The 19,789-nt window shown below is 74.1% G+C and carries 13 protein-coding genes; 5 read left to right on the plus strand and 8 right to left on the minus strand.

Going from position 1 to position 19,789, the window contains the following annotated elements; translation table 11 throughout:
* Positions 1-84 precede the first annotated feature (84 nt).
* Positions 85-1,032 carry a DUF808 domain-containing protein gene (locus Cph01nite_RS15210; RefSeq protein WP_203675538.1) on the plus strand — a complete coding sequence of 316 codons (948 nt, stop codon included), beginning with the start codon at positions 85-87 and terminating at the stop codon, positions 1,030-1,032.
* A gap of 20 nt (positions 1,033-1,052) precedes the next feature.
* Here the strand turns inward: Cph01nite_RS15210 and Cph01nite_RS15215 are convergent, their stop codons facing one another.
* On the minus strand, positions 1,053-1,862 hold the full coding sequence (locus Cph01nite_RS15215; RefSeq protein ID WP_203675539.1) for an FAD-binding oxidoreductase: 810 nt from the start codon (positions 1,860-1,862) through the stop codon (positions 1,053-1,055).
* A 5-nt stretch (positions 1,863-1,867) separates the two neighbouring features.
* Positions 1,868-2,503, minus strand: coding sequence for a sulfite oxidase-like oxidoreductase (locus tag Cph01nite_RS15220; RefSeq protein WP_203675540.1), 636 nt, complete (start codon positions 2,501-2,503; stop codon positions 1,868-1,870).
* A gap of 105 nt (positions 2,504-2,608) precedes the next feature.
* On the opposite strand from Cph01nite_RS15220, the gene Cph01nite_RS15225 reads away from it, so the two are divergent.
* The gene (locus tag Cph01nite_RS15225; RefSeq protein WP_203675541.1) at positions 2,609-2,857 is read left to right on the plus strand and encodes a hypothetical protein; all 249 of its coding nucleotides are present in this window, start codon (positions 2,609-2,611) and stop codon (positions 2,855-2,857) included.
* A gap of 90 nt (positions 2,858-2,947) precedes the next feature.
* Here Cph01nite_RS15225 and Cph01nite_RS15230 read toward each other — a convergent pair whose 3' ends face one another.
* Both Cph01nite_RS15230 and Cph01nite_RS15235 read right to left on the minus strand, forming a co-directional pair.
* Positions 2,948-3,841, minus strand: a complete 894-nt coding sequence (locus Cph01nite_RS15230; protein WP_203675542.1) for a diacylglycerol kinase catalytic domain-containing protein — start codon at positions 3,839-3,841, stop codon at positions 2,948-2,950.
* A 1-nt stretch (position 3,842) separates the two neighbouring features.
* On the minus strand, positions 3,843-4,847 hold the full coding sequence (locus Cph01nite_RS15235; protein WP_203675543.1) for an SPFH domain-containing protein: 1,005 nt from the start codon (positions 4,845-4,847) through the stop codon (positions 3,843-3,845).
* Between the two features lie 98 nt (positions 4,848-4,945).
* Between Cph01nite_RS15235 and Cph01nite_RS15240 the strand changes: the two genes are divergently transcribed.
* Positions 4,946-5,647, plus strand: coding sequence for an NUDIX hydrolase (locus Cph01nite_RS15240; RefSeq protein ID WP_203675544.1), 702 nt, complete (start codon positions 4,946-4,948; stop codon positions 5,645-5,647).
* 74 nt (positions 5,648-5,721) lie between these two features.
* Here the strand turns inward: Cph01nite_RS15240 and Cph01nite_RS15245 are convergent, their stop codons facing one another.
* The 4 genes from Cph01nite_RS15245 to Cph01nite_RS15260 form a co-directional block, all read right to left on the minus strand.
* Positions 5,722-8,238, minus strand: coding sequence for an FAD-dependent oxidoreductase (locus tag Cph01nite_RS15245; protein ID WP_239069294.1), 2,517 nt, complete (start codon positions 8,236-8,238; stop codon positions 5,722-5,724).
* An 84-nt stretch (positions 8,239-8,322) separates the two neighbouring features.
* A complete protein-coding gene (locus tag Cph01nite_RS15250) occupies positions 8,323-11,745 on the minus strand; it encodes a bifunctional proline dehydrogenase/L-glutamate gamma-semialdehyde dehydrogenase (RefSeq protein WP_203675545.1) in 3,423 nt (1,140 codons plus the stop codon).
* An 8-nt stretch (positions 11,746-11,753) separates the two neighbouring features.
* On the minus strand, positions 11,754-12,149 hold the full coding sequence (locus Cph01nite_RS15255; RefSeq protein WP_203675546.1) for a Fur family transcriptional regulator: 396 nt from the start codon (positions 12,147-12,149) through the stop codon (positions 11,754-11,756).
* A 72-nt stretch (positions 12,150-12,221) separates the two neighbouring features.
* Positions 12,222-12,881 carry an NAD(P)-dependent oxidoreductase gene (locus tag Cph01nite_RS15260; protein WP_203675547.1) on the minus strand — a complete coding sequence of 220 codons (660 nt, stop codon included), beginning with the start codon at positions 12,879-12,881 and terminating at the stop codon, positions 12,222-12,224.
* Between the two features lie 124 nt (positions 12,882-13,005).
* On the opposite strand from Cph01nite_RS15260, the gene Cph01nite_RS15265 reads away from it, so the two are divergent.
* Together Cph01nite_RS15265 and Cph01nite_RS15270 are read left to right on the plus strand one after the other, a co-directional pair.
* The gene (locus tag Cph01nite_RS15265; protein ID WP_203675548.1) at positions 13,006-13,959 is read left to right on the plus strand and encodes an AraC family transcriptional regulator; all 954 of its coding nucleotides are present in this window, start codon (positions 13,006-13,008) and stop codon (positions 13,957-13,959) included.
* Positions 13,960-14,221: 262 nt separating this feature from the next.
* Positions 14,222-19,789: PA14 domain-containing protein (locus Cph01nite_RS15270; protein WP_239069295.1), on the plus strand; the 5,568-nt coding region annotated here is incomplete at its 3' end.

Here is a 19,789-nt window from a genome sequence, read left to right on the forward strand (position 1 = left end):
GCGGCGGCGTTCCCGCCCGGCGGGCCCTAACCTTTCCCTGCGCAGCCGACCCGGCACGGCGCCCGGCACGGACGAAGGTGGCTCATGGCAGGCGGTCTCGCGGCGCTCCTGGACGACATCGCGACGCTCGCGAGGCTCGCGGCCGCGTCGGTCGACGACGTGGGTGCGGCGGCGGGCCGGGCGAGCGCGAAGGCTGCCGGGGTCGTCATCGACGACACCGCGGTGACGCCGCGCTACGTGCAGGGCGTCACGGCCAACCGCGAGCTGCCGATGATCTGGAAGATCGCGCGCGGCTCGCTGCGCAACAAGCTGCTGTTCATCCTCCCGGCCGCGCTGCTGCTCAGCCAGTTCCTGCCGTGGCTGCTCACGCCGATCCTCATGGTCGGGGGCACGTACCTCGCGTTCGAGGGCGCCGAGAAGCTGTGGGAGGCGGTCAGCGGCACGCACCACGAGAAGCCGCAGGTCCCGGCACCCGAGCAGGGCCCGGAGGCGGAGAAGCGCATGGTCGGCGGTGCGATCCGCACCGACTTCATCCTGTCGGCCGAGATCATGGTGATCGCGCTCAACGAGGTCGCCGACGAGGACCTGGTGTCGCGCGCGATCATCCTCGTGGTCGTCGCCATCGCGATCACCGCCGTCGTCTACGGGATCGTCGCGCTCATCGTCAAGATGGACGACATCGGCCTGCGTCTCGCGCAGACCCGGCACGGGGCCACGGCCGCGCTCGGGCGGGGTCTGGTCGCTGCGATGCCCAAGGTGCTCGCGGTCCTGTCGACCGTGGGGATCGCGGCGATGCTCTGGGTCGGCGGGCACATCCTGCTCGTCGGCGTCGACGAGCTCGGCTGGCACGGCCTGTACGACGTCGTCCACCACCTCGAGGAGGCCGTGCACGGCGTCGCGGGCGTCGGCGGGTTCCTCGCGTGGCTCGTCAACACGCTGGCCTCGGCCCTGATCGGCCTGGTGGTCGGCGCGGTGGTCGTGCTCGTCATGCACCAGGTGCACAGGCGCCGCGGGCACGCCGCGGCGCACTGAGGGGCGCCGCGCCCGGCAGGTCAGTCCGTCGACGGCCCGAAGCGCTCGGCGCGGATCGCGCCCGCGTCGTGCCCGAGCACCAGCAGCATCCGCGTCATCGCCTCGACGAACCCGGTGGGCCCGCACACGTAGCAGACGGGCGCCAGGTCGGCCGGCCAGCCGTGGCGTGCGAGGTCGCGCAGCCCGATGCGGCCGACGGCACGCGGTGCGTCCGGTGGTGCCGCGCGCGTGAACCACACGTCAGCCTCGACGCCGTCGATGCGGGGACCGGTGAGCTCGTCGAGGAACATCGCGTCGGTCGGCATGCGCACCGAGTACAGGACGCGGAACGGCGTCCGGTCACCGGCCGCGCGGCGCGCGCGCACCATCGCGACCAGCGGCGTGACGCCCGACCCGCCGGCGAGGAGCAGCACGGGGGCACCGCCCGCGGCGCCCGGCTCCCAGACGAACCAGCCGCCCACCGGGCCGCGGACCTCGATGCCCGCGCCCACGGGCAGGTCGTCCACCAGGTAGGGCGAGACCTCCCCGCCCAGCACGCGCTGCACCGTGACCTGCACGTGCTGCGGGTGCGCCGGGTCGGTGGGGGCGCTCACCGAGTACGCGCGCGAGGCGGTGTAGCCGTCGTCGGCGGTCAGACGCAGGTCGACGTGCTGCCCGGCGCGGTGACCGGGCCAGCCGGGCACGTCGAGGACGAGGGTGCGGGCCGTGGCCGACTCGGGCCACGCGTCGACGACCGTGGCGCGGCGCCACCCGTGCGTGCTCGCGAAGCGGTCGCCAAGGCGCGCCACCGCCGGTCCGGTGCCGGCCGGGCCGGCGTCGGTCGTCGTCATGGCCGTCAGTCGCCCTGGTAGCGCTGCTCGCGCCACGGGTCGCCGTAGTCGTGGTACCCGTACCGCTCCCAGAACCCGCGCATGTCGTCGCGCAGCAGCGTGATCGAGCGCACCCACTTGGCCGACTTCCACAGGTACAGGTGCGGGACGAGCAGGCGCGCGGGCCCGCCGTGCAGCGGTTCGAGCGGGCGGCCGTCGTAGGTGTGCGCGATCCACGCCGTGCCGCCGAGCAGGTCCGCGACGGGCAGGTTGGTCGTGTACCCGCCGTAGCAGGTGACGTACGCGTACTGCGCGGCGGACGGCACGTCGGCGAGCAGCACGTCCAGGCTCACGCCGCCCCACCGGGTGCCGAACTTCGACCACCGGGTCACGCAGTGCAGGTCGACGAGCACGTCGTCCTGCGGCAGGGCCATGAGGTCGGCCCACGACCAGCGCCACGTCGCGTCGTCCTCGGTGCGGACCTCGAGCTGCCAGTGCGCGGTGTCGATGTTCGGCGTCGGCCCGGCGGACAGCACCGGGAAGTCGCGCACCTCGTACTGCCCGGGCGGCAGCGCGTTCCCGGAGGTCCGCGGGCGTCCGCGGAACCCGGGGGTGAGGGCCGGGTCGGTGCCCGGTGCGTCGCTCGGGGTCACGTGGCCCATGCAACACCGTGCGACGGCCGGCCCACCAGACCCTGCGGTGATCATCTCGTGGCAGGCTCGGACCATGACCCTCGGCAGTCCTGCGGCGCGCGGACGCAGCGCGCGATGAGCAAGCAGCGCAAGGAGCGGCTGGACGCGACCGCCTGGCTCGCGCGGTACCTCCTGGGTCCGGCGCAGGTCACCGACCCGCGGCGGCGGGGGCGTGCCTCCACCGACGCCGAGCGGGCGCGCGAGGGGGAGCTGCGCGGCGGGTTCGAGCGCGTGCGTGACGCCTCGGGGCGCGTGTACCTCGTGGCGTGGGACGGTCACCCCGGCACGCCCGACCCGACCAGCGGTGACCACGAGGGCGCCTGAGACGATTCGCCTCCTCCGCCCCCGGGGTCGACCAGTGAGCCCCGCCGTCGGTCCGGCCCTGGCGAGGCCGGGGACCGGGAGGTGACCAGGTCACGGGGCCACGAGCAGCAGGCGCCGGTCGGACACCCCCAGGTGGACCGTCTGGCCCCACGTCGCCGTCAGGCGGTCCGCCTCGAGCCCGTCGCCGAAGAGCACGAGCGCGTCGGACTCCGCGACGAGGGCGAGCTCCTGGCCCGCGGTGAGCAGCCCCGCGGTGCGTGCCGCGCCGGTGGTCGGCGAGGGCCAGGCCTCGCGCACGAACCAGGCGAGCGCGTCGTCGGCGGGGCCCGGCAGCGCCGGTGCGTCGGCGCGACCCCGGGCGAGCGAGGTCGCCCAGCCGGTCGACCCGGTCCCGGTGGTCACGACGACGCCCGACGACGACTGCCGCTCGTCCCCGTCCGGCGTGGTCAGCCGGTAGCGCGCGGACTGGTGGCCGGCGTGCCCGAGGTACACGTCGTTGAGGGCGTCGATCGAGGTCCCGTCGTCGAGTGCGCCGCGCACCAGGGCCTGGGGCTCCACGGCGACCGCCCCGCGCGCGACGTCCGCGAGGACTCCCGCGACCTGCCCGGCGCGGTGCCGCACGAGGACGCCGGCGTTGCGCCCGGGCTCGGGGTCGACCCCGACGACGAGCTGGTCGCGCAGGTACTTCGCGGTGTTGGCGACCAGGCCGTCCGGCCCGACGACGAGGCAGACGTCCCCGGGGTCGAACGCGAACCGGTGCAGGTCCCCGCGCTCGACGTCCCCGCGGCGCCAGTCCGCGGGGACGGCCGCGCGGACCTCGCGCAGCGTCTCGGTCAGCGCGTCGTGCCGCGCCTGCACCCCGGCCAGGTCGCGCCCGCGCGTGCGCAGGAAGAACTCGACCTGACCGCGGGTGCCGTGCCGGTCGACCAGCTCGTCGAGCTCGGAGCGGCGGTGCACGACGACCGCCCGGGGTGCGAGGGGCACGTCACTCACCCCGCCCGGCGGTCAGCGCGGTGAGCGCCCCGGTGAGCAGGTCGGGCGTGACGGTGAGCTGGCCGATCTCGGGCAGGTGCGCGGCGAGCTCGCGCAGCGCGACGGCGAGCAGCACGCCCTGGTCGACGTCGGCGAGCGCGGCCATGCGGGCCCGCTCGGCGGCGCCGTCGGCCTCGCCCTGCAGCCGGGTGGCCTGGGCGTCGGCCGTGGCCTGCAGGTGCCGGCGCTCGGCCGTGGCACGGGCCGCGATGAGCGCGGCGGCGGCGGCCTCGTCGGCGCGGACGCGGGCGTTGGTGCCCTCCTGCGCGACGAGCTGCTGCTCCCGGCTCGCGAGCTCGATGCGGTTGTTCAGCTCGTTCTCCGCGATCGCACGCTCGCGCTCGACGGCCAGCGCGCGCCGCTCGAACGTCGAGCGGTCGGCCTCGGCCTGGGCGCCCTCGCGCGCCGGGGTCTGCAGCGCGCGCTCGAGGTCGGCGTCGGCGCGCACCGAGCTGACGCGCGCCCCCAGCACGCGCAGCCCGGTGGCGGTGACGCGCTTGTCGGCGACGAGCGCGGCCGTGACCTGGTGGCGCAGGGGACCCGCGCCCGACGAGACCGCGTCGCGCAGCGTGCTGCCCGCCAGCGCGTCCATCACGTGCCCGGCGGCGAGCTCGCCGAGCAGCCGCCCGACCTGCTGCAGCGGGTCGGCGGTCCAGCGTCCGGTGGTGGGGTCGATGCTGAAGTCGAGCCGCTGTGCGACGACCTCAGGGTCCTCGAAGCGGTAGCTGACGGTGACCTGCGCGGTGACGTCCTGCAGGTCGGCCGTCCGGGCGTGCGCGACCAGCGGCAGCTCGCGGTCGTCGACGGGCACCTCCGACAGCACGGCCGTCAGGGGGCGGAACCAGAACGCCAGGCCGACGCCCGAGCGGCGCAGCCGGCCGCCGGTGAGCTGCATGACGTGGGCGGTGGGGGTCGAGCGCAGGTGCCGCACGACGGGGTAGCGGGTGATGGTGGCCATGTCGGCGCTCCTCGTGAGGGTGACGACGCTTATTCGCGTCAGGACGACGATAAAACCCTGTCTTGCTTCATGTCAATCTGACGAGATATCGTGGCGCCATGACGTCTCCTGGGTACGACCCGGCCGCCTACCCCCCGTTCGCGGTGACCGTGGACCTCGTCGTCCTCACGCTGCGCGGCGGCGTGCTCCACGTGCTGCTCGTCGAGCGCGGCGCGCAGCCGTGGCTCGGGCACTGGGCGCTGCCGGGCGGGTTCGTCCGCCCCGAGGAGAGCCTCGACGCCGCCGCCGCGCGCGAGCTCGCCGAGGAGACCGGGGTGCGCGACGTCCCGGGCCACCTCGAGCAGCTGGGCTCCTACGGCGACCCCGACCGCGACCCGCGCATGCGGGTCGTGTCCGTCGCCTACCTCGCCCTCGCACCCGACCTGCCCGAGCCGGTGGCCGGCACCGACGCGGCCCGCGCCGCCTGGGTCCCCGTCGCCGACGCGCAACGCCGGCCGCTCGCGTTCGACCACGACCGCCTGCTCGCCGACGGGCTCGAGCGTGCCCGCGCCAAGCTGGAGTACAGCCCGCTGGCCGCCGCGTTCTGCGGCCCCGAGCTCACCGTCGCGGACCTCCGGCAGGTCTACGAGGCCGTGTGGGGCCGGGCGCTGGACCCCCGCAACTTCCACCGCAAGGTCACCGGTGTGCCGGGCCTGCTGGTCGAGACGGGCCGCACGCGTTCCGAGGGTCGGGGCCGCCCGGCCACGCTCTACCGCCTGGGCGACGTCCGGACCCTCCACCCGCCGATCACCCGGGACTGACCACCGCCCGACCCCGCACCTCTGCGCGCGGGGTCGGGGCGGGCTGAGGTCGCCGGCGATCAGGTGGTCGGCGCTCAGATGAACAGCGTGGTCGCGGACCTCCCCGCCGCTCCCAGGAACGTGGCCACACCCCCGAGGTCGACGTCGTCGAGCAGCTCCTCGGCGGCGATGCCCAGCAGGTCCATCGTCATGGTGCAGGCCGTCAGCTGCGCCCCGCCCGCCTGCGCGGACGCGATGAGCTCGGGCAGCGTCGGCACCTGGTGGTCCTTCATGACCTTGCGGATCATCGCCGTACCCGCGCCGCCCATGTGCATCTGCGAGAGCCTCAGGTCGTCGGCACCGGACGGCATCATCGCGGCGAACGCCTTGTCCATCAGCGGGCGGGTGCGCACCGGAGCGTCGGGCCGGCGCAGCGCGTTGAGGCCCCAGAAGGTGAAGAACATCGACACCGGCTGGCCCATCGCGAGCGCGCCGTTGGCGATGATGAACGCCGCGAGCACCTTGTCGAGGTCGCCGCTGAACACGACGAACGACACGCCGTCCCGCGTGTCCGCTGCTGCCGTGGCGCGCGTCCCGCCCTTGCGGATCGTCGCGCGGTAGCCCGGTCCCTCCGGGACGATCTCGAGCAGCCGGTGCCCCTGCGCGGACGCCCACGCCGGTGCGTCGTGCGCGAAGCCCGGGTCGGAGACGTGCACGACGACGTCGTCGCCGGGGGACAGGCCCTCGACGGTCTGCGCGAGCCGCATGATCGGGCCCGGGCACGCCAGCCCGGTGCAGTCGAGGTCGACGACGGTGCCCGTGCCCGCGTCGACGGTGACGCGCTCGCGGGTCGCCGCGAGCAGGTCGGCCGCCGCGGCGTACGAGACCTCGGGGGCGACCGCCACGGCGCCCTCGCCCTCGACGTCGTGCCACGCGCGGTACGTCGTCGAGCCGCCGGACAGCGTCGCGACGTCCGTGAACCCCCGCTGCACGAGCGCGCGGTAGGCGAGGTAGGAGCGGAACCCGACCGCGCAGTACAGCCGCACCGGCTGGGCGGTGTCCCACGTGCCGCACGCCTCGCGCAGCGTCGGCAGCGGGACGTTCTCCGCGCCGGGCAGGTGCCAGATCGCGAACTCCTCCGGGGTGCGCACGTCCACGAGCCGCGCACCCTCGAGCGCGCCGGGTGCGTCCTGCGCGTACCAGAGCCGCAGGTCGCCGCGCACGGTGTTGGCCGCGACGAACCCGGCCATGTTGACGGGGTCCTTGGCCGATCCGAACGGCGGCGCGTACGCCAGCTCCAGCTCCTCGAGGTCGAACACCGTCAGCCCGGCGCGCACGGCCGTGGCCAGGACGTCGAGGCGCTTGTCGACGCCGTCGAACCCGCTGGCCTGCGCGCCGAGCAGGCGGCCGTCCGTGGGGTCGAACAGCACCTTGAGGTGCATCTGGGCGGTGCCGGGGTAGTAGCCCGCGTGCCCGGACGGGTGCACGTGCACGGCCCGGTGCGGCACGTCGGCCGCGAGCAGCTGACGCTCGGTGGCCCCCGTGCCGCCGGCGACCATGTCGAAGACCTTGACGACCGACGTGCCCTGCGTCGACCGGTACACGGTCTGCCGACCGCAGATGTTCTCGGCGACCACGCGACCCTGCCGGTTGGCGGGCCCGGCCAACGGGGCGAGCCACGAGCCCGGCAGCACGGTGTGCGGGGTCGCGACGACGTCGCCCGCTGCCCATACGTGCGGGTCGGACGTGCGCAGGTGCTCGTCGACGACGACGCCGCCGTGCGGACCGATCTCCAGGCCGGCCGCGCGTGCCAGCGCGGTCGCGGGGCGCACGCCGACGGCGAGCACCACGAGGTCGGCCTCCAGGGTGTGGTGCGTGCTCAGCTCGACCCGGACGGTGTCGTCGTCGCCGGGCGTGAACGCGGCGGCGGCGGTCGACAGGTGCAGGTCGATCCCGCGGGCGCGCAGGTGGTTCTCGACCGGGACGGCGATCTCGTGGTCCACGGGCGGCAGGATCTGGTCGGACGCCTCGACGACGGTGACGTGCGCGCCGCGGTGCTGCAGGTTCTCGGCCATCTCCAGGCCGATGTACCCGGCGCCGATGACCACGGTGCGCACCGGACCGCGCTCACCCGCCGTGTGCGCGTCGAGGGCGGCGTCGAGGCGGGCCTTGATGCGGTCCATGTCGCCCAGGCGGCGCAGCACCAGGACCTGCGGCAGGTCGATGCCTGGCAGGGGCGGGCGCACCGGCTCGGCGCCCGGGCACAGCGCGAGCGCGTCGTAGGACTCGGTGTACTCGCGGCCGGTGTCGACGTCGCGCACGTGCACCTCGCGCGCGTCGCGGTCGATCGCGACGACCTCCTGCGCGATGCGCACGTCGATGTCGAGCGTGTCGCGCAACGACTGCGGGGTCTGCAGCAGCAGCCGGTCCCGGTCGGTGATGACGCCGCCCACGTGGTACGGCAGCCCGCAGTTGGCGAAGGACACGTGGTGACCCCGCTCCAGCACCACGATCTCCGCGTGCTCGTCGAGCCGCCGCGCCCGCGCCGCCACCGAGGCGCCCGCTGCGACGCCACCCACCACCACGATCTTCACTGCTGCCTCCCGGGTCACCGATGTGCGACCACCGTAGGCGATACCCACGGGGGTATGCACAGGACCTGCGTCCGGGGTGCGGGGGCGGGCGGCGGGAGCCCGTCAGCGCGACGGCAGCACGTCGCGCGTCAGGTCACGGGGAGTGCCGAACCGGTGGGCCGTGACGCTCACCGCCTGCTCCCGCAGGAACGGCAGCAGCTCGACACGCCCGGCCTCGGTGACGGGGTGGTCCCACACGGCGACGTCGGGACGGCCACCGGTCGCGTGCGCCACCCCCGAGGCCGGTGCCCCGACGAGCCGCACGCGCCCCCCGTCGAGCGCCGCCACCCGGGCGGCCCACGCTGCGTCGTCCTCGACGTGCACGGACCCGACGGCTGCGACCGCCGCCGCGAGCCGCGGGGGGAGGGCGTCGGGCGTCGAGACGACGAGCCGCGCGCCCGCCGCTGCCGAGGCCGCGACGACGCGGACCAGGTCGGCGAGCGGCGCCCCGGCCGCCCGGCGCACCAGGACCGGCGCCGGCGCCGGCAGGTGCCGCAGCACGTTGCGCTCGCACGCCAGCGCGCTGACGTCCCGGGCCGCGAACAGCGCGTCCCACGCGGCGGCGTCCGACCGCGCGGCGCGCTCGACGCGGTCGGCGTCCGTCCCGTCCAGCTCCGCACGGGCCGCGGCGAGCAGCCGCCGCACCGCCGGCACCGTCACGTCCGCGTCCGCGGTCGCCGGCGCCGACGTCCACGACCCCAGGCCCGCGAGGTAGCTGGGCCCGCCGGCCTTGGTGCCCGGACCGACGCCCGAGCGCTTCCAGCCGCCGAACGGCTGGCGGCGCACGATCGCACCGGTCGTGCCGCGGTTGACGTAGAGGTTGCCCGCCTCGACGCGGTCGAGCCAGCGCGCGATCTCGTCGGTGTCGAGGCTGTGCAGGCCGGACGTCAGGCCGTAGTCCACGTCGTTCACCAGGTCGATCGCCTCGTCGAGCGTCGCCGCGGTCATGACGCCCAGCACGGGCCCGAAGTACTCGGTGCGGTGCGTGCGCGACCCGCGCCGCACGCCCGTGACGACCCCCGGCGTCCACAGCCGGCCGGCGTCGTCGAGCCGGCGCGGCGCCAGCGCCCACTCCTCGCCCGGCCCGAGGTCGGTCAGGCCCGTCAGGAGCTTGCCGGACGCGGGCTCGATGAGCGGGGCCATCTGGGTGCGGGCGTCGTGCGCAGGGCCGACGACCAGCGACGACACCGCGTCGAGCAGCTGGGAGCGGAAGCGCCGGGACGTCGCCACGGACCCGACCAGGACCACGAGTGACGCCGCCGAGCACTTCTGCCCCGCGTGCCCGAACGCCGAGGCCACCACGTCACGCACCGCCAGGTCCAGGTCGGCGCTCGGTGTCACGACGATCGCGTTCTTGCCGCTCGTCTCGGCCAGCAGCGGCAGGTCCGGGCGGAAGGACCGGAACAGCTCGGCCGTCTCGTACGCGCCCGTGAGGATCACACGGTCCACCCCCGGGTGCGCGACCAGGTCGCGTCCCAGCGTGCCCTCGTCGACCTGCACCAGGCGCAGGACGTCGCGCGGCACGCCGGCCTCCCACAGCGCGTCGGCCAGGACCGCGCCGCAGCGCTCGGCCGGACCGGCGGGCTTGAGCAGCACCGCCGAGCCCGCGGCCAGCGCGGCCAGCGTCGACCCCGCGGGGATCGCGACGGGGAAGTTCCACGGGGGAGTGACGAGCGTGAGCGCCGCGGGGACGAACGCCGCACCGTCGACGTGGTCCAGCCCGCGCGCCAGCTCGGCGTACCAGTGGGCGAAGTCGACGGCCTCGGAGACCTCCGGGTCGCCCTGGTCGACGGTCTTGCCCGCCTCGGACGCCATGACCTCCAGCAGGTCGCCGCGGCGCGCCTCCAGCGCCGCGGCAGCGCGGTCGAGGACCTCGGCCCGCTCGGTCGCCGTGCGCTCGCCCCACCGCTCGCCGGCGCGGCGGGTGTCGCGGACGAGCGCGTCGAGCGCGGCCGCGTCGTGCACCCGGGCCGCGTCGATGCCGGCCACCCCGAGGTCGGACCCGGGCACCCGGGCCAGGACGTCGCGCACCCACGCGCGGTGCTCCGGGACGGCGGGGTCCGTGTCGGGGGTGTTGGTGAACGCCCCCGGCGCCGACGGCGGCACCGCCGCGTGCCGGTCGGGGACGCGGTGGCGGTCCGCCGCGGGGGCGTCCGCGTCGGCCAGCGACGCGAGGAACCGGTCGCGCTCGCGGGCGAACAGCGCGTCGTCGTCGGCCAGGTCGAACACCGCGGACATGAAGTTGTCGTCCGACGCGCCCTCCTCGAGGCGGCGCACCAGGTAGGCGATGGCGACGTCGAACTCCTGCGGTGCGACCACGGGCGTGTACAGCAGCAGCCGGCCGACGTCGCGCCGCACGGCCTCCGCCTGGCCGGGTGCCATGCCCAGCAGCATCTCGATCTCGACGCCGTCGCGCACCCCGCGCTCGGCGGCCAGCAGCCAGGCGTGCGCGACGTCGAACAGGTTGTGCCCGGCCACGCCCAGGCGGACGTTCGCGATGCGCTCGGGGGTCAGCGCCCAGTCCAGCACGCGCTTGTAGTGCGCGTCCGTCGCGCGCTTGCTGCCCCAGGTGGCCACGGGCCACCCGTGCAGCTCGGCCTCGACATGCTCCATCGGCAGGTTGGCGCCCTTGACGAGCCGGACCTTGATGCCGGCGCCGCCGGCCGCGCGTCGCCGCGCCGCCCACGCCTGGAGGCGCTGCATCGCGGGCAGCGCGTCCGGCAGGTAGGCCTGAAGCACGATCCCGGCCTCGAGACCGGTCAGGGCCGGGCGGTCCAGCAGGCGCGTGAACACCTCGACGGTCATGTCGAGGTCCTTGTACTCCTCCATGTCGAGGTTGACGAACGTCGGGCTCGGCGACGCCGCCGCCTGCTCGAACAGCGGCACGAGCTGCTCGACGACGTCGGCGACGGACTCCTCGAACGCCCACGGCGCGTGCGGAGCGACGACGGAGGAGACCTTGACCGACACGTAGTCCACGTCGTCGCGGGCCAGCAGCCGGCGCGTGCCGGCGAGGCGACGCGCGGCCTCCCGGCGTCCCAGCACGGCCTCGCCGAGCAGGTTGACGTTGAGCCGGACGCCCTCCCTGCGCAGTCGCGTGATCGCCGCACGCAGCCGCCGGTCGGTCGCGTCGACGACGAGGTGGCCCACCATGTGGCGCAGCACGCGACGCGCCACGGGGACCACGATGCCGGGGAGTGCCGGTGCCAGCGTGCCGCCCACGCGCAGGGCGGCGCGCAGCGGCACCGGCAGGAACGCCGGCGGGCGGGCGGCCAGCTCGCGCAGCCGCCGCGCGGCGACGCCGTGGTCCTCGGGTCGCACGACCCCGTCGACGAACCCGACGGCGAACGCCAGGCCGTCCGGCTCGCGCAGCAGAGCGGCCAGGTGCCGCGCCGCCGGGTCGGCGGGCTCGGCGGCGGCGGCCTCGAGCCACCGGTGGACCAGCGCGACGACCGCGTCGGCGTGCGTCGCTCGGGTGCCGGTCATGGGGCTCCTCAGGCTCGGGCGCAGTCCTGGCAGGTGCCGAGGAAGTCGATGGAGTGCTCGACGTCGGTGAAGTCGTGGCTGGTGGCCAGGGCCTCGACGATCTGCTCCAGCTCCGGTGCCGCCACGTCGACCGTGCGCCCGCACGTGCGGCACACCAGGTGGTGGTGGTGCGCGCTGCGCGGCTCGCAGCGCAGGTAGGTGTGCTCGCCGGTCGGCTGCAGCAGCACCTCGAGGTCACCCTGCTCGGCCATCGCGTTGAGCGTGCGGTAGACGGTGGCCAGGCCGATCTCCTGGCCGCGCTGCTGCAGCATCTGGTGGATCTGCTGCGCGCTGCGGAACTCCTCGACGTCCTCGAGCAGCTCTGCGATCGCCACACGCTGGCGGGTCACCCGCTGGCCGATCATCCCGGCACCTCATCCCCTCGGAGCACTGCGTTCTCAACGGACCACCGTAGTTGAGAATTTCCGGTGCGCGGGTCAGGCAGCGGCCGCGTGGGACAGGGCGACGGTGCGCCGGACGTGCGTGCCGTCGTCGACGGCGGCGGCGAGGAACGCCCCGACCTGCGCGCGCGAGACCGTCATGCCGCGCTGCTCGCCGTCCGTCGACCTGAAGGCCGGGCCGGGCAGGTCGTCGTCCACGAGGTTGACGGGCTGCACCTCGACCCAGTCGAGGTCGCTGGCGTGCACGAGCCGCGCCTGCCGCTCGGTGTCCGCGATCTGGGGGGCCAGCAGCACGGCGAAGACGACGCGCGTCACGGCGGGCAGCAGCGGCCGGGTCGGCCCGACACCGTAGGACGTCTGCACGACGAGCCTGCGCACACCGTGCCGCGTCATGGCGTCGACGACGGTGCGGGTGCCCCGTGAGCGCACGTCCGCCGGCGTGCCCGACGGTCCGCGCAGCCGCACCCGCACGGGGTTCTCGCTGATGCCGAGCGTGACGACGACGGCGTCCTGCCCCGCGACGAGTGCGTCGACCGTGGCCGCGTCCGTCGCGTCGCCGTCGACGCCGCGCACCCCCGGCCCGGTGAGCGTCGACGCGCGGCGTGACAGCGCGGTGACGGTGTGGCCGCGGGCGACGAGCGCGGCGACGGCCGCACGGCCCGAGCCTCCGGTGGCTCCGACGACGAGTACCTGCATGGTGACCTCCACGGCTGGGGGAGGCCGGCGGCCTCCGCTACCACCAGCGAACCAGCGGGGGCGTGGACGGTCTATGCTCGTGCGTCGTCGAGAGATGACCGATCGTCCAGCCGCCGGAGGCCCTGTGAGCGTCGTCGTCGCACCGCCGCGCCCCGCTCCCGACCTCGTCGGGGAGGCCCTGCACAGGCTGCGCGTCGCCGGGGTCTTCTACTGCCGCACCGAGGCCGCGGGGGCGTGGGCCGTCGACATGCCGGCGTTCGGGGACTGCCTGACCTTCCACGTCGTGACCGAGGGGGAGGTCGGGATCGCCGTCCCCGGTGCCGCACCCGTCCACCTGCACGCCGGCGACCTGGCGCTCGTCCCCCACGGCCGCGGGCACGTGCTCGCGAGCGACCTCGACGCCCCCTCGCTCGGCCGCGTCGACCACCTGCCGCAGGAGTACGTGACCGAGAGCTACTCCGTGCTGCGGCACGACGGCGACGGCCCGCGGTCCGGCCTCGTGTGCGGCGTGCTCACGGTCGACGGGCCGGCCGCCCGCCCTCTGCTGGACCTGCTGCCGGCGGTCGTCCACGTGCCCGCGTCGCCCTCGGCAACGCCGTGGCTGACCCGCACGCTCGAGCTCATGGCCGACGAGCTCGCGCACGTGCGCCCCGGTGGCGAGGCCGTGCTCACGCGGCTCGCGGACGTGCTGGTCATCCAGGCGGTCCGCGCCTGGCTCGACGCGCAGGAGCCGCTCACCGGCTGGATCGGCGGGCTGCGCGACCCGTACGTCGGTGCCGCGCTGGCCGCCGTGCACCGGGACCCCGCGCACCCGTGGACGGTGGCGTCGTTGGCCCGCACGGCCGCGATGTCACGGTCGGCGTTCGCGGCACGGTTCACGCAGGTCGTCGGCGTGCCGGTCATGGCCTACGTCCAGACGTGGCGGATGCACGTCGCAGCCGACCGGCTGGCGCGCGGCGACGGGGTCGCGCAGGCGGCCGTCGCGGCCGGGTACGCGTCGGCCGCCGCGTTCAGCCGGGCGTTCACGCGCGCGACGGGCCGTCCTCCTGGCTCCGTGCGCCGACGGGAGCCGGTCTGACGCGATGCGGTCCGTGACGACGGCCTCCGCTGCGAGCAGGGAAGCGGCCGGGCAAGAGAGGGCGCTCGTGCCCGCGAGCGTGGCCGTGGCTGCACCCGAACGGGTGATTCGTCTCAGGCTGGGAGAGTCATTGCGACAAGTCTCGGTGTGACCCCCTGCTGGACCGCTACCTTCCTGCCAGCCGACCTCGGAGCCGGCTCCGGGGGGCGGCGACCCGCAGGCACCGGCGAGCGGGGGCGCGCGGGTGCCCGTGAGAGGCGTCATGAACCAGGTCTCGTGGGGTGTGCGGGGGATGCGCGCGGCTGCGGTCGCGTCCGTGGTGGCGCTGAGCCTCGTCGTGGTCGGTCTGCCGCCTGCTCACGCCGAGCCGCGGGACGCGGCCGCCGTGCCCACGGCGGTCGAGGCCGTCGACGTTCCGCCGCTTGTCTCGGACACGCCGGAGCAGCTCTCGGCCGACGTCCAGACCGGGACGTCCGAGGCGCCGGCTGTCGTCCCGCCCGAGGTCGAGCTCGAGCGCGCGGAGATGATCGACGGCTTCGACGAGAAGACGTCCGAGGTCGTGCAGCGCTCAGAGACGCAGACGGTCTTCAAGAACGCCGACGGCACGTACACGACCGCGCTCACCGCCGAGCCGTCCAACGTGCAGCTTGCCGACGGGACGTGGACCGGGGTGGAGACGACCGTCGAGGCCAACGGCGACGGCGGGCGTGCTCCGCGGCACCCGCTCTCGCCGCGCTTCGCGGCCCGCGGCAGCTCGGCGGAGCTGCTGCGTCTCTCGCACGACGACATCGAGCTGAGCATCGGGTTGGTCGGCGGCCGCTCGAAGCCGCTGGTGCGCGAGGGCGCTACGGCGCGATACGAGGACGTGCTGCCAGGTGCGGATCTCGAGTACGAGGTGACGCCGGGCTCCGTCAAGGAGTCCGTCATCCTGTCCGAAGCCCCCACCAGCCAGCCTGTGTACCGGTGGCGGCTGTCTGGCAAGGGCTTCGGGGTACGTGCGGGTGACGACGGATCGTTCGAGATCGTCAACAGGGCGGGTGACGTCGCCATGCTCATCCCGCCTGCCGTGATGGTGGACGCGAGCGGCAAGGAAGGTGTGCGGGAGCCGGCCATGGCGAACGCCCCGATGACCGTCGAGCGTGACCGCACGGGGTGGTTGCTGACGGTTACGCCCGGACTCGACTGGCTGCAGGACCCGGACCGCGTCTACCCGGTCTCCGTCGACCCGACCGTGGCTCTCGGGCAGGGGAGCGTCAGGTCGTACCGGTCGGACGGCACCGTCCTGATGGACGGCAAGCTGCGCATCGGCAACTCGCGCGCCGAGGGCGACCGGTACTGGCGCACCGTCTACCACTACGACTACGAGCAGTTCTTCGGCAAGCAGGTGCTCGACGCGTACGTCTACGCGGTCACGGACTCCGGGACCTACAACTCGCACCTCGCACTGACAGGGTGGGCGAGCTGCTTCGGGTACCACTGCCAGGGCAGCTCGCACGGGACCACCACCATCGAGTACGACGGGTACTTCGACAACGACGCCGTGTCGGCTGCGTACGCGTCGTGGGTCTCCAGCGGCACCCCGGGCGCCTTCGTGTTCATGTCCGGCGACGAGCGACCCGGGGTGTACACCTACAAGAACCTGAGCAGCGGCCTGTACATCACGACCGTCGACTTCCCGAGCGTGGCCCTGACCGCACCTGCGGACGGTGCGCGCGTCTCAGTGGTCCCGACGCTCACGGCCTCGTTCGCCGACCCCGCGCAGTCCGGCGGCATCTCGCGCTACTTCCGGGTGGGCACGACGCCCGACCCGGACTCCAGCGCCGTGTACGAGACCGGCTGGATCAGCCAGGACTCGGTGACCGTCCCGGAGTTTCGCCTCGAGGAGGGCAGGACGTACTACTGGAAGGCGTTCGTCCTCAACTCCTACCACGACCTGTTCGGTGTGTGGACCCAGCGGGCGAGCCCGGTCAGGTCGTTCACCACGAACACCGTCCCGATGGTCGACCGGGCCAGCGTGAGGTTCGACGGGGTAGCGCCCCCGGCGTCCGGCACCCAGACGATCGTCTCGACGTCACCCACCATCACGTGGCCGGCAGTTCCCGCCGACCAGGACGGCAAGGTGGAGTACCAGGTTCGCATCGCGACGGGTGCCGACGCCATCACCGGGACGGTCCTGACCTCGGGCTGGATGGACGGGACGTCGTACCAGGTCCCCGAGGGGAGCCTGCGGGACGGCGGGGTCTACGGCTGGACCGTGATGACGCGTGACCCGATCGGGCAGGGGCGGGGCACCTGGGCGGCCTCCTTCAAGGTCGACCGACGACTCGCGGAGTCCGGTCCGTCGCCCGTCGAGCAGGTCGGGCCCGTCTCGGTGAACCTCGCGAACGGCAACGTCGGGCTGCGATTCTCGTCCCCGACCGTGGCGACCGTCGGGGGACCGATGGGTCTGACCTTCTCCTACAACTCGCAGGCGGTCCGCGCCAAGGGCCTGCTGGGTCGGTACTACGCGACCAACGGCCCGGGGTCGGCCTTCGCCTTCACCGGTGAACCGGTGATGACGCGCACCGATCCGCAGCTGAACTTCTCCTGGGGTGCGGGTACACCGGCCCCGGCCGTGCCGGCCGACCAGTTCGCCGTGCGGTGGACGGGCTTCTTCACACCACCCAGCGCCGGGGCATGGACCTTCGGTGTCGCCCAGGACAACGGGGCGCGCGTCGCGGTCGGATCAGCGACGGTCATCGACCGGTGGGCGAACCACGTCAACGGGGTGGTGTGGGGAGCGGCGTCCAACGTCACGGGGCAGACACCGATCCGCGTGGACTACTACGAGGAGACGGGCGCCGCGAACTTCCAGCTGTGGGTGAAGGGCCCGGGGTACCCCGACGGTCTCGTGGTCCCGTCGGCCTGGCTGTCCCCGACGTTCGAGACGCTGCCGGCCGGGTGGTCGGCCTCGTCGGCACTGGCCGGGGGTGGCGCCGACTACACGACCGCGGTCGTCGAGGCGAGCTCTGTCGTCCTGACCGACGTCACCGGGACGGCGCACACCTACACGCGGAGCTCCGACGGCGGGTACACGGCACCACCGGGGGAGTACGGCGTCCTCGGCCTGTCGACCACGGGGCAGGTGAACCTGACGGACGAGGACGGCACGGTCTACGTGTTCGGCACCAACGGCCGGCTCGAATCGGCGACACCACCTGAGGACGCCAAGACCCCCGCGTCGCCGAAGGTCACGTGGCGGGGCTTCACCGGCCAGCTCGATGCCATCACCGACCGGGCGTCCGGCAAGCAGGTGCGGTTCTACTACGGCGGTGACACAGCACCGGAGGGCAGCGGGCCGGCCTGCCCGGACGCCACCGGCTTCACGGCGGCGCCGGCCGGGATGGTCTGCCGGATCGTGTACCCCCCGGCGTCCGGAACGGGCGTGGGGGAGTCGACGTGGTTGCGGTACAACGCGTCAGGGCGACTGGTGCGCATCGTCGACCCTGGGAACGAGGTCACGGACTTCGGGTACGCGTCGTCCGGCGAGCTGGTCGGCCTGCGCACGCCGGCCATGACCGACTGGCTGGCCGCTGACGCGACGCGGCAGGCCGCAGATGCCAACAAGGTGATGCTGGCGTACGACGTCACGGGCCCGTCCACCAAGGCGGCGAAGGTCACCAGCATCACGCTGCCGGCCGCGGACGGTGTGACGAGCGCTGGGCGGCTGACCACGTCGTTCACCTACGCGGACGCGACGACGACACGTGTGAGCCGCAGCGGCGTGCCCGGTACCGCTCGTACCGTGACGTTCGACGGCACCTGGCGGCAGACGGCGGACGTGTCGGCGCTGGGTCTACGGTCCACGCAGACGTGGCACGCGTCGAAAGACCTCGTCCTGTCCCAGTCGGACCCGAGCGGTCGCACGACGACGACCCTCTACGACAACCTCGACCGCGCGACCGACTCGTACGGCCCGGCTCCAGCATCGTGCTTCGGTGCCGACCGGCGCCCGACGGCCGGGTGCGCGTCGAGCGTCGCGCACTCGTCCACCCGGTACGACGAGGGCATGGGCGGCCTCAACGTCGCCTACTACAGCGGGGCGAACCTCGCCGGGCAGCCGAAGGCGTTCGCGCGCGGACTCGGGACGGGCTCGCTGTCGAAGAGCTGGGGTACCGGCATGCCGGACTCCGCCATCACGGCCGCGCCGTGGGGTGCTCGTCTCAACGGGATCCTCAGCTTCCCCGCCGCGGGGACGTACAGATTGACGGCCCAGGCCGACGACCAGATGAGGGTCTGGATCGACGACGTCCTGGTGGTCAGCCCGCCTGACATGGCCACCGTCACGGGAACGCTCGTGCGCGCGGCCGCCGGGCCGGCGCGCATCCGCATCGACTACGTGAACAGGTCGGCGTCGGGTCAGATCTCGTTGTCCTGGTCCGGCCCTGGCGTCACGGCCGGGGTCATCCCGGACTCCGCGTTGTCGCCCGACTACGGATTGGTGACCAGCACGACCGTCGATGACGCCGCCCCTGCGACCGTGCCGGTGGGAACTCCCGCGGTGACGTCGGCACAGGTGCCGCCGCAGACCACCAGGACGGACTTCGGATCGGCCCCGTGGCTGGGCCGCCCGAGCCTGAGCATCGAGGACCCGAGTGGTCTGGCGTTGACGACCACCACTGCATACGAGTCCGATGGGTACGGGCGTCGGACGGGGCGGTGGCTGCCGGCCGCGACCGCGGCGGGAACGCTCACCGCGGCGCGCGGCACGAGGTACGCGTACTACAGTCCGCTGGTTGCGCAGCCGGAGGTCTGTGGTGTGCCGGCGGGGGCGAAGCCGACGGGGTTGTTGAGGTCGACGACGGAGCCGACCCCTGCGGTCGGTGACCCGGTGGTGACCTCGGTGGTGTACGACCACTTCGGGCGTGGCGTCGGCACGCGGGTCTCGGGGGCGTCGGGGTGGACCTGCTCGACGTACGACGCCCGGGGCCGGGTGACGAAGGTGGTGTACCCGGCGGAGGGAGCCACGCCGGCGCGGACGGTCACCACGTCGTACGCGGTGGGCGGCAACCCGTTGGTGTCGTCGGTGACGGACACGGCGTCGCCGGGGTCGGGGACGACGAGCACGACGGTGGACCTGCTGGGTCGGGTCGTGTCGTACACGGACGTGTGGGGTGTGGTGACCACGACGTCGTACGACGCTGCGGGGCGCCCGGCCTCGTCGCGCACGACGGGGGGTGGTCAGGTCGTCGATTCCAGCGTCGAGTACGACGCGGATGGTCGACCGGTGCGGTTGCTGGACGGTGGGAAGGTCGTCGCGGTGCCGCAGTACGGGCCGGGCGGCGATGTGGTGTCGGTGTCGTACCCGGCGGGAGCGGGTGCCGGGGGTAATGGAACGAGTGTGGCGATCACGCGGGATCCGGCCGGAGCGTTGGCGGAGCTGGTGTGGTCGTTCGTGGGGTCGGCGTCGGTGGGCGATCGGGTGGTGCGGTCGCAGTCGGGGCGGGTCCTCTCGGCGACGGTCTCCGAGGGCGGGGTCGTGTCGGGTGCCTCGTCGCACTGGTATGACGGTGCGGGCCGGTTGGTGCGTGCGGTGATCCCACGGCATGACGTGTCGTACGAGTTCGCGGCGGCGGGTGGGTGTGGTGTGAACCCTCGGGCGGGGGCGAACGGTAACCGGACGTCGTCGCGGGATGTGTTCGACGGGGTCGCGGTGACCACGGTGGTCTCGTGTTTCGATCATGCGGACCGGTTGACCTCGACGACGGTGACTGATCCGCCGGTGGGTGCTTCACCGGTGTCGCGGACGATCGCGGGTGGGTCGATCTCGTACGACGCGGGTGGGAACACG

Source organism: Cellulomonas phragmiteti (genome assembly GCF_016862775.1).
Classification (GTDB): Bacteria; Actinomycetota; Actinomycetes; order Actinomycetales; family Cellulomonadaceae; genus Cellulomonas; species Cellulomonas phragmiteti.

Excerpts from the sequence above, each read along its gene's own strand:
- Cph01nite_RS15210 (WP_203675538.1), top strand. The coding sequence starts at position 85 with ATGGCAGGCGGTCTCGCGGCGCTCCTGGACGACATCGCGACGCTCGCG.
- Cph01nite_RS15215 (WP_203675539.1), bottom strand. The coding sequence starts at position 1,862 with ATGACGACGACCGACGCCGGCCCGGCCGGCACCGGACCGGCGGTGGCG.
- Cph01nite_RS15220 (WP_203675540.1), bottom strand. The coding sequence starts at position 2,503 with ATGGGCCACGTGACCCCGAGCGACGCACCGGGCACCGACCCGGCCCTC.
- Cph01nite_RS15225 (WP_203675541.1), top strand. The coding sequence starts at position 2,609 with ATGAGCAAGCAGCGCAAGGAGCGGCTGGACGCGACCGCCTGGCTCGCG.
- Cph01nite_RS15235 (WP_203675543.1), bottom strand. The coding sequence starts at position 4,847 with ATGGCCACCATCACCCGCTACCCCGTCGTGCGGCACCTGCGCTCGACC.
- Cph01nite_RS15240 (WP_203675544.1), top strand. The coding sequence starts at position 4,946 with ATGACGTCTCCTGGGTACGACCCGGCCGCCTACCCCCCGTTCGCGGTG.
- Cph01nite_RS15250 (WP_203675545.1), bottom strand. The coding sequence starts at position 11,745 with ATGACCGGCACCCGAGCGACGCACGCCGACGCGGTCGTCGCGCTGGTC.
- Cph01nite_RS15255 (WP_203675546.1), bottom strand. The coding sequence starts at position 12,149 with ATGATCGGCCAGCGGGTGACCCGCCAGCGTGTGGCGATCGCAGAGCTG.
- Cph01nite_RS15260 (WP_203675547.1), bottom strand. The coding sequence starts at position 12,881 with ATGCAGGTACTCGTCGTCGGAGCCACCGGAGGCTCGGGCCGTGCGGCC.